The organism is Legionella antarctica (genome assembly GCF_011764505.1).
GTDB classification, from domain to species: domain Bacteria; phylum Pseudomonadota; class Gammaproteobacteria; order Legionellales; family Legionellaceae; genus Legionella; species Legionella antarctica.
The window spans coordinates 2,898,154-2,911,384 of record NZ_AP022839.1 but is presented as its reverse complement, the minus strand read 5'-3'; the positions used below and the strand labels follow the sequence as shown (position 1 = coordinate 2,911,384).

The window sequence follows — 13,231 nt, the reverse complement described above, 5'->3', positions numbered from 1 at the left end:
GTAGAATATTTATGGCACAATATATTTTCACGATGAATCGGGTGAGCAAGATTGTTGAAAATCAACGATTTATTTTAAAGGACATTTCATTAAGTTTTTATCCTGGAGCTAAAATTGGGGTTTTAGGTTTAAATGGTTCAGGAAAGTCAACTTTATTACGTATCATGGCGGGAGTTGACACTCATTTTGATGGGGAAGCAAGACCTCAGCCTGGAATTAAAATAGGTTATCTCGCCCAAGAGCCTGAAGTGGATCTGGAAAAAACAGTCCGCGAGGTAGTTGAGGAGGGCGTGGTGGAAATGAAAGACAAATTAGCCCGTTTTGATGCAATTAGTATGCGCTTTGCAGAACCAATGAGTGATGATGAAATGAATACCTTGCTTGCGGAGCAAGGTGAATTGCAAAATGAAATTGAAGCTGGCGGTGGCTGGGATCTGGATAGAAAATTGGAAGTTGCTGCAGATGCACTAAGATTACCAGAATGGGATGCTCTTGTTGGTAAATTATCAGGAGGGGAGCGTCGACGTGTTGCTTTGTGTCGCTTATTACTTTCCAATCCTGACATGTTATTACTCGATGAGCCAACTAACCATTTGGATGCAGAAAGTGTTGCCTGGTTAGAGCATTTTCTGGAAGGATTTCCAGGCACAGTAGTAGCCATTACGCATGATCGATATTTTCTGGATAATGCTGCTGAATGGATTTTAGAATTGGACAGAGGTGAAGGCTTTCCCTATAAAGGCAATTACACTGCTTGGCTGGAGCAAAAAGAAGAGCGTTTGAGCATGGAGAAAAAACAGGAAGACTCCCATCAGCGTTCCATCAAAGCAGAGCTAGAATGGGTCCGTACCTCACCTAAAGGGCGACATGCAAAAAATAAAGCACGATTAGCTCGCTTTGAAGAGATGAACTCCAAGGAGTTCCAAAAGCGTAATGAAACCAATGAAATTTATATACCCCCAGGAGAGCGCTTGGGAGATCTGGTGCTTGAAGGTGAAAAAATTTGTAAATCGTTCGGTGACCGAATTCTAATTGATAATCTGGATTTTAAGTTACCAAAAGGTGGTGTACTGGGGATTATTGGCCCTAATGGTGCTGGTAAGTCGACTTTTTTAAAAATGATTACAGGTCAAGAAGAGCCCGATAACGGGGTTATTCGTATTGGAGATACAGTCAAATTAGCCTATGTAGATCAGATGCGTGATAATCTGGATGCGAACAATTCAGTTTGGCAGGAAATTTCTGATGGTCACGACATCATGCAAGTAGGCAGTTTTCAAATGCCGTCTCGAGCATATGTTGGGCGATTTAATTTTAAAGGTACGGATCAACAAAAGAAAATGTCGCAACTCTCTGGAGGGGAGCGTAATCGAGTCCATTTGGCAAAACTACTAAAAAGTGGTGGCAACGTCTTATTACTTGACGAACCCAGTAATGATTTAGACGTAGAGACCTTACGTGCCTTGGAAGATGCTATTCTAAACTTCCCTGGTTGTGCGATTGTAATCTCTCATGACAGGTGGTTTTTAGACCGTATTTGTACTCACTTAATGGCTTTTGAAGGCGATTCACAAATCACCTTTTTTGAAGGAAATTACAGTGATTATGAAGAGGATAGGAAGCGCCGCTTAGGTGATGAAGCTAATAAACCATCGCGGATCAAATATCGACGACTAAAGGATTAGATAATTATTTAAAATCACACCCTCCAAAACTTAAATCAGATTTGAAGGGTGATTTTTTTGTTTGTGGAGATAATACTTAAATGAACAAGTTGTTTGGGGTGGCTTTATTGCTTTGTCTCGGTTTAACTTCATGCGTTGAATTCGATGAATCTACTTTAATTACTGATGATGCTGGTTACGTACATAGAACAACTCATTATTTAAGAGATAAAAGAGGACGTGAATACTTCCCAATGCAGATTAAAGCGCCGGGAGAAAGGCAATTTATTTTCGATCCTAAAGCTTCTGCATGGGCTGCCTATGATGAAGAGGGTAAGCGGGTTTTGACAGGAAGCGGGTCTGCAGGAGTGGATTTTTGTGAGGGAAACTCAACTCAATCGTGCCGGACTATAACAGGTACTTTTCGAATTTATAACAAGCGTGGAGCAGAATGTCGTTCCGGGGAGTATCCTGTAGACACTAAAGGCGGAGCGAAAATGCCTTATTGCATGTATTTCTACCGAGGATTTACCATTCATGCTGCTTATGAAGTTCCTGATCATCCATCAAGTCATGGTTGTGTACGCATTCTCCCCAGTGCTGCCAAATGGCTTAATGAGGAGTTTCTTCGGGTGGGTACTAAAGTAATAATATTGGCTTATCCTGATCAAAATGGAGTAAGTAAACCAGTTGTGGCCCAACGTTAATTCTTGAAGCGCTAGGTTAAGGTTTCCGCCTTAACCTGAGGGCAATATCCCAAGCGATACTTATCAGGCCCCAGGTTGGCCGGGAACGATCCTCAAAAAATTAAACTGCCTAAACAGCGCTTTCTGCGTCCTATCCAGAGGATTTTTTAATGCACAAGTGCTTCTTATTCAGATCACATATTGGTGTCGACCACTCCTTGCTTTAGGCCTCTATTTTTAGTTTTAGATCGACAACTTCTACATTAATATTTACTTTACCAGTTGTAAACGGAATAGACGTATTAGTAACAACTACCCGATTTTGAATGCTGGGATGTGAGATAAGATGCCCACATAACAGTTCAATGGATGTACTTTTATTAAAATGATAATCTCCTGAAAGACCTATGAAGTATTGTGCATAGGAAGGAAACGTAATCGTTCTTAAATTATCTTTTTCCGGGCCCCCATCTCTCATCCCTACTAAGGTTAACCCTAATTGTTCGTTCACTTGCTTACGTACTGCAGCAATAAAGGCATAGGAGTTACCAAAATGCATGTCAAAAACAAAATTACTCATTGGAGGAGGAACCGCAGTATTATAAAGCCGTACTTGCTGATTGACGCTCCAGTCAGAGCGATATCCTGACACACTAATCAGCCATTCAGGGCTGAAGATATGAACGTAATTTGCAACTATCGTGGTTGGCATGAAGAAACTGAATTCCAGGTTAGGATTGACTAATGGGCCAAGAGTACTCGTTCCTTTGGTGTTCTGTCGAATTCTCGAGTAATAGGTAAGACCAAGAAAGTTGGTTTTATTTATAATGTAGGTTGCACCCAGGTTAAACCCTAAGCCGAAACTGGAGGTTGGATTAGTAAGAATATCTGAAGTGAATTGACCTGTTGGAACCGCAAAATTCACTTCATTATTTGCTAAAAAATTAAAATTCAAGCCACCACCAATTTTCCATTTTTGACTTAAAGCGTAGGAAATTTTGGGACTGACATCAACATCGGTCAGATAATTTTGGGTATTCGCATAGCGAGTGAATGCATGATTACCCCAGTTTAAGTTAGAATTGAACGGTTGAGTAACATCCAAAGCAAATACAATTTTTTCATTAAATCGTTTGGCTAATCTACCGTAGGGTAATGGCGTATAGGTTTGTGAATGATTAGTTCCTGAATCGTATTGCAATGTATTGAAATTTAAAACACTTCCTGTAAATTTTAAATCAGCATATGAACCAGTGCTACCAATAAGGAACAGGTCGTTTTTTACTTTAAACAACTCTGAGGGATTGTTATAACTTATTCCCGCAAAATACTGGATCACGTTTGCATGTGCATTTAAAGCCAACATGCATAATAAACCCATGAATTGTGTGCGCATGATTTTCCCTATATTTGAGCAGCATCCAGTAATACGGGATGCTGCATTTCCCTGTTTAAGCTATTGAGTCGCGCCAGGATTAGTCGTGGGGAAATTACTGGCCGGTTGGTTGGTTACCGGAGTTTCGGCGGGTTGGGGGGAAGTCGTGTTAGTTGGTGTCGTTGTATTAGCAGGCGTGGTTACGTTACTCGTTCCAGCATTTGGCGATGTAGATGTATCGGGCTGTTGTATCGTAGTGGCAGTACGTGGGGTAGCAATCATCTGTGCAATTCCCAGATCACCTGTTATTTTACGACTAACAGTTAAATTAACGCTAAGTAATTGAGTAACTTTCTCTTTAGCGTTTTGATAAACGACTTGTAAAGGCAGGGTAATTTTCCACTGATTATCCTTAGCTTCCGTAACTTGAGGTTGTCCATCAAGCTGGCTGCTCACGGTTAATTTCTGGGTTTTAATAGCCTCTAAATTACCTGATTTTTCTAATGCTGAACTAAAACCTGTCCACCCCTGATCGGTAAAGCAGGCTTTTAGCTTTTGCATTTGGGTGTCTAAAGTAGCCGGATCAAAATCAAAAGCCTGAGTTACTGCTTTTTCCGACCAGCTTATAACCAAAGACTGTTCCACGGTTTTGATGTTTGCCGGAATTTTATAGTCGCAATCGATGACTGGAGCTGGCTGAGCTTGGGGCTCTATAGTCGGGGCTTGTGCTGCTGGGGTTTGTACAGCGGGTTGTTGTACTGTTGTCGGTGCTTCTACAGATGGTGTTTGCTGTACCGGCTGAGTTTGTTGCGGGTTTTGTATGTTTTGACTGGGTTGAACTACTTGAGGTTGGCCCTGTTCGTTTCCCTGAACAGGTTGCGTGTCAGGGTTTGTTTGGATAACAACCGGCTCTTGAGTGCTTGGGTTGGTAGTCACTGATGTCGCAGGGGAACCTGGAGTTTGTGACTGAGTAGGTTGTGTCGTGGCAACAGCTTGTACCTGAGTACAGGTTAAAGTCAATAAAGCGCCCCACAGCATGGTTTTCCTCATGAAATACACTCCTTAATTAGTATCTAACAATTCTGCGATAATAAGAGCCGCTAGTCTAGCAGTTTTTTGATCCTGGTCTAGAGGCGGTGAAAGTTCAGCAATATCTAAACTGACTACTTTGCCACTTTGGATGATGTATTTCAACAGGGGCAGGATTTGCCATGGAGTAAGACCCATAGTCTGAGGGGCACTAACTCCCGGAGCGAAGCACTCAGCTAAAACATCAAGACAAATTGTCAGATAAATATGATCCAGATTTAACATAAAATCATCAAGGAATGCAATTTGCCAGGCCTGGCTTTGGGCATAGAGATCTTCAGCAAACAGATAGTTAACATTAAGATCATTAGCTCGTTGAAACAAGGTGGGTGTATTGCCAAATTTTTGAATACCAATACAACAATAATCAAATGATAAATGACGTTCGTCACAAAAAGTGGCAATTTGGGAAAAAGGAGTTCCTGATGTGCCTGGCTGACCTTTATGATAAGGGCGTAAATCAAAATGGGCATCAAAATTAATAATACCTAGTTTGGAATAGTGGGGAGTTAATCCTTGATAGTGACCCCAGGCTATTTCGTGTCCTCCTCCAAAAGCAATAGTTTTATGGCCGTGCTGATGACAAAATTTAATTAACTCAGCGAATTGATGTTGGGCTGATTCGAGAGCATCATCTGCCTCACAAATTATATTGCCCAGGTCAAGATAGGGTCCTTCCATAGGGCAGGGTAATTTTGCCAGCTGGATTTTTAATTGATCAGGGCCCAGTTTTGCGCCAGCTCTCCCCTGATTACGGATGACCCCGGCATCGCTGGCAAATCCAAGAAGAACAGTTTTTTTATCCTCAGTGATCAGTTCATTTTGATGTTGAATAAACGTCATTTTTTGAAAAAATCGTTCTGCATTGAAGCTGTCTTTTCGACCTTGCCAAAGTGAGGGTTTAGCTGGTTGATAATTAGAAAGGTTTTCAAACATTAGATTCTCCTGTTTTAAACTTTGATATATTTATAATACAAGCTATTTCTGTAAGAGCTGGTTTCATCGGTAAAAAACATCCCAAGTTAGTCTAATGTCTGTTATTATCTTCATCAATTGATTGATAGCGTATGAGAATAGCATGTTTATTATTACCGGCGGGGGCAGCGGAATAGGAAAAGCCTTGGCTTTAGCTTTAGCAAAGCGTGGTAAATCTGTATTAATTGTTGGGCGCCGCAGGCAATTATTAGAAGAAACAGCTTCAATTTCCCCCTTAATTGAATATTTTTGTGCCGATGTATCCACAAATGAAGGCCTCCATTCGATCAAAGCATTTGTTAGCAATATACCGCAAATTGAAGGATTGGTTAATAGCGCAGGAACTATCTCCCCTCTTGCTGCTGTCCAGAACATCCAGCCGGAAGAATGGCATCATGCATTGAATACTAATTTGAATGCGCCACTTTTTTTACCACAAATTCTCTTTGATAGATTAATCGATGGGCGAGTATTAAACATTGGCTCCGCAGCAGCTTATTTTGCAGTGAAGGGATGGACCGCATATTGCGTTTCTAAAGCGGCTTTAGCCATGCTGACTCAATGTTGGCAACTGGAATCCAAATCGGTTTCCTTTGCCAGTGTAAAACCCGGGATAATAGATACCGAATTACAGGTTATTATCAGGCAAAGCGTCAATATGAGTCCTGAAGATGTTGATTATTATACACGCTTAAAGCAACACAATCGTTTAATAGCACCAGAAACACTAGCTGAATTTCTGACTTGGCTATTATTAGATCTTGACCGTGAAACCTATTCCTCACAGGAGTGGGATATTTATGATACGGCTCATCACGGTGATTGGTTAAGACCTCCTCACCAAGTATTGCATTGGGACTTCTAATGTTTACCTGCGATAAATTATTATTTAATGCTACTACTGTCGACCATCGGGGTTTGCAATTACACAACCAGTCTGTTGCTATAGAACATGGCAGCATAAAATGGTGTGGTTTGACAGCTGACTTACCCACGCATTTTATTGAAGGTGCACAGGTAAAAGAAGATTGTCACGGGCAATTACTTACTCCAGGTTTAATCGATTGTCATACCCATCTAGTTTATGCTGGTAATAGAGCTGCTGAATTTAAGTTGAAGCTGGAGGGAGTGAGTTACGCTGAAATTTCCAGAGCCGGGGGTGGAATTTTATCTACTGTTCACCAAACCCGTGCTGCATCTGAAGAACAATTAATTGAGCAATCCCTGCCAAGAGTTCTTGCCTTGAGAAATGAGGGAGTAACTACAGTTGAAATTAAGTCAGGTTATGGTTTGGACTTACCAAACGAACTGAAAATGCTTCGCGTAGCCCGGTATTTAGGCCAGATAACGGGATTAAGAATAAAAACAACCTTTTTAGGTGCTCATGCCATTGGCCCTGAGTATCATGGAAACAGTCAAGCATATGTTGATTATTTGTGTTCTGAGATGTTGCCAGCAGTCAAAGAAACACGTCTGGCGGATGCCGTTGATGTTTTTTGTGAATCGATTGCCTTTTCACTAAAACAAACAGAGCAAATCTTTCTTGCTGCTCAGGCTTTGAATTTACCTATAAAATGTCATGCAGAGCAATTGTCTAATCTGGGCGCGAGTAGATTAGCGGCACAATTAGGGGCATTATCTTGCGATCATTTGGAGTTTCTCGATGAGCGAGGAGCTTCTGCCATGGCGAAAACCAATACCGTTGCGGTTTTGCTTCCTGGCGCTTATTATTTTCTTCGGGAAAAAAATAAACCCCCAGTAGATTTATTACGGCAAGCCGGAGTTGGGATGGCTATTGCCACCGACAGCAATCCCGGTTCATCTCCAACGACGTCTTTATTGTTGATGATGAGTATGGCTTGCCAATTGTTTTCCTTGTCAGTGCCTGAAGTATTGGCTTCGGTAACTTTTCAGGCTTCCAGAGCGTTAGGACTGGATAAAGAAGTCGGAAGCATTGCTCAGGGCCAGGTTGCTGATTTAGTTTTGTGGTCTATAAATGATAGCGCGGCACTCTGTTATTATTTTGCGTATCCACTTTCGCATCGAACAATGATAGCGGGAGAATGGGTAGCAATTAACAATATTTATTAGGAGTAAAATGATGCAGTATCCATCCAAGAGTTCTTTAAAAATATGTTTTTCTTTAGGTCTCCTGTTGAATGTGGCATTTGCTCAAGCGATTACTCCTGTAGCTGTTAAAAAAGAAACTGCTGATTACATTGTGGACATTAAATATCCACAAGGGTTTCAATCTGGGGTAGTGAATTCAACGATAAAACACCTTATTGAAAAAACGCAACAGGAATTTATAAAGGAATTAGCTGAGGATGCCGATACACCTGCTGACGCACCAGGAAAAACAGGTTTAAATATTACTTATACAGTTCCCTATAAGTCTAAACATGCGCTAAGCGTTCGTTTTAATGTGTCAATCTACCATCGTGGCGCTGCTCATCCTTCCAATACTGTAGTTGTTGAAAATTTTGTTGCAGGTCATCCAGTTAAACTGGCTGATTTATTCGTTTCCGGTGCTGATTATTTAACCCCCATCGCGGCATTTTGTAATAACGCAATCACTGCGAAAAAAATATCTGATGAAAAATGGATTAGGGAAGGTACCAAATCAGTAGAGGATAATTATCAGGTCTGGTCTTTTACTGGTGAGGGAATAGCTATTATATTTAACAGTTATCAAGTTGCAGCATATGTTTATGGTGAGCAAACTGTTGCCATACCCCGAGCTAAAATAGCTTCCATAATGAAACCTGAGCTTGCTAAAATTGTGTGGAGTCATTAATGACTGATACACCATTTATAGCGGCAAATCAAAATGTAGCAGAGTTAACATTTCGAGTGATCCTTCTGGCCATAATACTCACGGTATTATTGGCTATGTCCAATGCATACCTGGCGCTTAAATTAGGAATTTTAACTTCTGCATCTATTCCCGCTGCTATTATTTCAATGGGTATTTTGCGTTTTTTTCGTAACTCCACCATTCTTGAAAATAATGCAGTGCAAACAGCAGCTTCTGCTGGTGAAGCCGTAGCTGGGGGCATTGTTTATACCATTCCAGCGCTTGTTATAATTGGGTACTGGAATCATTTTGATTATCTGACTAATTTTTTTATTGCTGCTTGCGGCGGAATTTTAGGTGTTTTGTTTTCTATCCCCTTACGGCGTATTTTAGTGCACGAGAAGGCGTTAAAATTTCCTGAGGGCCGCGCTATTGCTGAGGTGTTGAAATCATCTGCCGATAAAATAGGAATCAAAGATATTTTTATTGGCGGAGCAATAGGTGCTTTAATCGAGTTATTCCAAATTGGTTTTAAGTTAATTGCCAGTAGCTGGAGTTATTGGTTTGTGGTGAAACGCTCCTTATTCGGTTTGGGAGCGGGGTTTTCTGCAACGATGATAGGAGCTGGTTATCTTGTCGGTCACGATATGGCCATAAGCATCTTTTTGGGTGCAGTTATCTCCTGGTTGATTGCCTTACCTCTAGTAAGTCAATTTTATCCCGAATTTTTAAATCAATACCCACCCGAGCAAGCCTCTGCATTATTATGGAGTAGTGAGATGCGCTATTTGGGTATTGGAGCCATGTTGTTTGCCGGGATGTGGACTTTTTTAAAACTGATAAAACCTTTATCCAAAAGCATCAGCATTTCTTTTAAGGCCTTTATCTCCAAAGGAAAAAAAGATGCAGAGTTGCCACGTACTGATCAAGACATTCCCATGCCATTTATCCTGATGGGTATTGGCGTCATGGCTGCGATTCTGTTTTTATTTTTTCAGTTTATATTTCCCTTGGGTCAAGTTGGTTTAGACAATGATTATTCACCCACAATAATATTTTGCGGGGTGATGTATGTGCTATTTATTGGCTTTTTATTTTCCGTCATTACCGCTTATTTTTCAGGAATGGTAGGGGTTACTGCAAGTCCAGGAAGCTCTGTAGTTATTTCCGGAATGTTGTTTGCTGCCTGGTTATTACTGACAGCTATTGATCATCTATTGCCTCTTCCATTAAATGCCCATCAAATTCAGGCTGCAGAAGCAATTACGATTATAATAGGATCGGTGGTTACCGGGATTGCGGCTATTGCTAATGATAATACTCAGGATTTGAAAGTTGGTCAGTTGGTCGGTGCCACACCCTGGAAACAACAAGTGATGTTGTTATTAGGAGTCGTGGTATCCTCACTTGTCATTCCTCCTGTAATGCAATTGCTGTTTAATGTATACGGTATTGCCGGAGTAATGCCTCATCCCGGGATGGATATAAGTCAGTCCTTGCCTGCTCCAACCGCAGCATTGATGGCAGCGATTACCGAAGCGGTATTTAGCAACTCCCTTCCCTGGACAATGATGTTAATTGGTTCTTGTATAATTTTACTGGCCCTTTTTTTAAATCATATTCTTAAATTAAAACGCTTTATTAATTTATCGATTTTAGGGATAGCTATAGGTATGTACCTACCATTGGCTTCTTCGTTCCCCTTGTTTATCGGGGGAATGATTGCCTTGCTTGTCCAAAAACGTCTGGTACGCACAAAAATGACTGAAGCAGAAGCAGTTACCCGAAAACAAAGAGGGACCCTGATAGCCTGTGGCCTTGTTGCCGGATCTGCCATTATGGATGTGATGCTGGCCATCCCGTTTTCAATTTTACAAAGCCCCGATGCCTTACAGCTAGTCGGCCCAGACTGGAAGGAAACAGGCGCGTATCTGGGGGTATTATCCACTTTAGTCCTGGCCTGGTGGATAAACCGAAGAGTCTGTATCAATAAAATTTAAACTCCCAGGTTCTGTGAACACATTTTATTTATTGCATAAAGGCGTGTCTTTGCAAGCGTTTGCGAAGCAATCCAGATCGAAGCTTCCCTAAAACACGGTGCTCGACTGAGTCACTTAAAATTGTCAACAGACCCTAGTACAACGTTTCACTGATTCTGTCCTGTTATGGCAAGGTGTGCTAACCTTCCGCGTTCTTGAGGCGCATTGGAAAGCAGCACACATGGAAAAGTATATCGTAAAATTAACATTAGAAGAACGAGAAGAATTGTTGATTTTGATTCGAGTTGGGAAAAAAGCGGCAAATAAATTAATGCATGCGCGAGTGTTATTGTCTGCAGATGCAAATGATACAAAATTAAAACAAAAAACGGATGAAGAAATAGCTACTGAAATGCATGTGAGTAGTAAAACGGTTGCTCGGATACGCCAACGATTTGTTGAGGAAGGTATGGAATCAGCACTATCACGTAGGCCACATGCCAATCCAAAATCTCGTAAAATTGACGGCGAACAAGAGGCTCATTTGGTTGCATTATGCTGCTCAACACCACCAGAGGGTAGGAGTCGGTGGACGCTAAAATTGTTAGCACATAAATTAGTGGCGTTGGAAATTATTGACAGTGTTTCACCTTCAACAATTTGTAGGGTTTTAAAAAAAACGAAATAAAGCCATGGCAAAAGAGAGAATGGTGTATCCCTGAGGCTAATGCTGAATTTGTTTGTAAAATGGAAGATGTTTTGGATATTTATAAACGACCCTATGATTCAAAACGTCCCGTTGTTTGTATGGATGAAACAAGTAAACAGTTGATCAAAGAAACAAGAACACCAATTCCAGCAAGCCCAGGTGAGAGTTTACGTTATGATGCAGAATATGAAAGAAATGGTACGTGTAATATTTTTTTAAGTTGTGAGCCTTTAAAGGGAAAACGAACAACAAAGGTAACGGAGCAGCGTAAAAAAATTGACTGGGCGCACTTTATCAGAGAGTTGCTCGATACCCATTACTCCTCAGCGGATATCATTATATTGATCATGGATAATTTGAACACTCATGCTGGTTCATCCTTATATGAAGCTTTTGAGCCGGTGGAAGCCAAAAGAATTTTGGATAAACTTGAAATTCATTATACGCCAAAGCATGGAAGCTGGTTAAATATGGCTGAGATTGAACTAAGCCATTTAAGCAGGCAATGTCTTGATCGACGGATTCCTGATAAAGAGACCTTTGTTCGTGAAATATCCGAATGGAACCAGCAAAGAAACGCAGAGGAAGCAACAATTGATTGGCAATTTACAACTGCGGATGCCAGAATTAAATTAAAAAAGCTGTATCCTGTCCTTAATGCAACAGGACAGAATCAGTGAAACGTTGTACTAGGAAGGTTTGCAGGTACGAACAAAGAAACCAGGACTTACGAAAAACTCATCAAAACGGAAGGGTTTTGTAGTTCATTAATAAGATAATTTTTAAGTAACTTCTTTTTAATTTGATATACGGTTTGTGCAGTTTGATAAGCGATTTTTTTCAGGTTAACCCACACATGAATAGCGCAGGTGATATGATTACGTTGTATCCGTTGCTTGCGACACTGGCATTTATCAATTCCAGTGAGCTGTTTGACTTCACGATGAAATTGCTCCACATACCATCGAATAGCACAAATTTTTTTCGTATCGTCAGAACATGTCTGTGAAATATCATTAGTAGTAGCAACAAAATCTGTTCTATTGGGGGAAATAGCAACAGAAAACAATTTCATCTGCAGATGCTCTGGCATCCCTTTAACTCAGCTTCGTTCCATTCAAGGCTAGGTAGCGGTTGGTAAGCATCCTCTGAGTCCTTAAGTTTAGCTAAACGACTTTTTCTCATCGGACAATAAAATATCTTTTTATGGTCATTGATAAGTAACATCAGCATGCTGGTAGCATACCAAGTATCCATCAAAACAGTTTTAAAGGCTAATTTCTTATGAAAAATAATATTATTAAGCATGTTTTTGACATGGTCAGCTTTGCCTTTCCCATCTTTTTCAGGGTCGAAAATTCTAAAGTCTATAATCCAAAATTGCTCTGTCTCTGGATTAACATAAATGCAGTTCACCAGTCCAACTCCACGAATAACACCATGGGCATTACCGCTATACTGCCAACACACCGACTCAATATGTTGTGAATTGCTCTTATCAAGAACCGTATCATCAAATACAACAAAACCTTCATTACTCACCACTATATCTGGTTTAAACTGTAACCATACGTCACTCGCTGTTAATCGTTCTCTTTCTAGATAGAGCTTCACCAAATCATGACTTACATGGGATACATGCTCTGCATAATTGGTTAGTGTGTAATTAATCTGGCTACTTAACAGATATTGGCAGTAATCTAATCGGCCAAATGGCTTTCTCGGGCGGGCGATGGCTAGTCTCTATCAGGTAAAAAATATTGCTCATCATAGTAAACTATCATTCCATTTTAAATCATCTAATCGACCTCAGCTACTTGAGAAATTTCTCCTGTTTGATTGATCTATTTACCTAAGCAAGAGGTTTTTCGTAAGTCCTGTATAAAACAGTTAATAAGTGAACATAAGAAGTCATAAATATTCATGTAAGGTAATAACACTTCTACTTTTACCTATG

Annotated in this window: 10 protein-coding genes and 1 pseudogene; 7 read left to right on the top strand and 4 right to left on the bottom strand. The window is 40.5% G+C overall.

Translation table 11 applies throughout. From position 1 onward, the window contains the following. Nucleotides 1–11 precede the first annotated feature (11 nt). A complete protein-coding gene (gene ettA, locus HRS36_RS13805) occupies nucleotides 12–1,685 on the top strand; it encodes an energy-dependent translational throttle protein EttA (protein WP_173237747.1) in 1,674 nt (557 codons plus the stop codon). Nucleotides 1,686–1,765: 80 nt separating this feature from the next. Then, nucleotides 1,766–2,371, top strand: coding sequence for a L,D-transpeptidase (locus HRS36_RS13800; protein WP_173237746.1), 606 nt, complete (start codon nucleotides 1,766–1,768; stop codon nucleotides 2,369–2,371). A gap of 202 nt (nucleotides 2,372–2,573) precedes the next feature. On the opposite strand, the gene HRS36_RS13795 is transcribed toward HRS36_RS13800, so the two are convergent. Genes HRS36_RS13795 through hutG form a run of 3 tightly spaced genes read right to left on the bottom strand, consistent with a single transcriptional unit; the run spans nucleotide 2,574 to nucleotide 5,750 of the window. Continuing rightward, nucleotides 2,574–3,746 carry an OmpP1/FadL family transporter gene (locus HRS36_RS13795; RefSeq protein ID WP_173237745.1) on the bottom strand — a complete coding sequence of 391 codons (1,173 nt, stop codon included), beginning with the start codon at nucleotides 3,744–3,746 and terminating at the stop codon, nucleotides 2,574–2,576. 60 nt (nucleotides 3,747–3,806) lie between these two features. After that, entirely contained in the window at nucleotides 3,807–4,775 is a 969-nt protein-coding gene (locus HRS36_RS13790) for a DotI/IcmL family type IV secretion protein (protein ID WP_173237744.1), read from the bottom strand. Between the two features lie 12 nt (nucleotides 4,776–4,787). Beyond that, nucleotides 4,788–5,750 carry a formimidoylglutamase gene (hutG, locus tag HRS36_RS13785; protein WP_173237743.1) on the bottom strand — a complete coding sequence of 321 codons (963 nt, stop codon included), beginning with the start codon at nucleotides 5,748–5,750 and terminating at the stop codon, nucleotides 4,788–4,790. A 142-nt stretch (nucleotides 5,751–5,892) separates the two neighbouring features. Here hutG and HRS36_RS13780 point away from each other — a divergent pair, with 142 nt between their 5' ends. The 5 genes from HRS36_RS13780 to HRS36_RS13760 all read left to right on the top strand — a co-directional run bounded on the left by HRS36_RS13780 (nucleotide 5,893) and on the right by HRS36_RS13760 (nucleotide 11,954). Next, nucleotides 5,893–6,654 carry an SDR family NAD(P)-dependent oxidoreductase gene (locus tag HRS36_RS13780; RefSeq protein WP_173237742.1) on the top strand — a complete coding sequence of 254 codons (762 nt, stop codon included), beginning with the start codon at nucleotides 5,893–5,895 and terminating at the stop codon, nucleotides 6,652–6,654. Next, on the top strand, nucleotides 6,654–7,880 hold the full coding sequence (hutI, locus tag HRS36_RS13775) for an imidazolonepropionase (RefSeq protein WP_173237741.1): 1,227 nt from the start codon (nucleotides 6,654–6,656) through the stop codon (nucleotides 7,878–7,880). Before HRS36_RS13780 ends, hutI begins: the two co-directional genes overlap by 1 nt. A 10-nt stretch (nucleotides 7,881–7,890) precedes the next feature. After that, the gene (locus HRS36_RS13770; RefSeq protein ID WP_173238532.1) at nucleotides 7,891–8,586 is read left to right on the top strand and encodes a DUF3298 and DUF4163 domain-containing protein; all 696 of its coding nucleotides are present in this window, start codon (nucleotides 7,891–7,893) and stop codon (nucleotides 8,584–8,586) included. Further along, complete coding sequence (locus HRS36_RS13765) at nucleotides 8,586–10,586, top strand: OPT family oligopeptide transporter (RefSeq protein ID WP_173237740.1); 2,001 nt, start codon at nucleotides 8,586–8,588, stop codon at nucleotides 10,584–10,586. Before HRS36_RS13770 ends, HRS36_RS13765 begins: the two co-directional genes overlap by 1 nt. Before the next feature lie 220 nt (nucleotides 10,587–10,806). Beyond that, a protein-coding gene (locus tag HRS36_RS13760; RefSeq protein WP_173236722.1) for an IS630 family transposase occupies nucleotides 10,807–11,954 on the top strand; the annotation gives its coding sequence in 2 pieces (ribosomal slippage) (nucleotides 10,807–11,233 and nucleotides 11,233–11,954; 1,149 coding nt in all). A 47-nt stretch (nucleotides 11,955–12,001) separates the two neighbouring features. On the opposite strand, the pseudogene HRS36_RS13755 reads toward HRS36_RS13760, so the two are convergent. Then, nucleotides 12,002–13,008: pseudogene (locus HRS36_RS13755) on the bottom strand (IS701 family transposase). Nucleotides 13,009–13,231 lie beyond the last annotated feature (223 nt).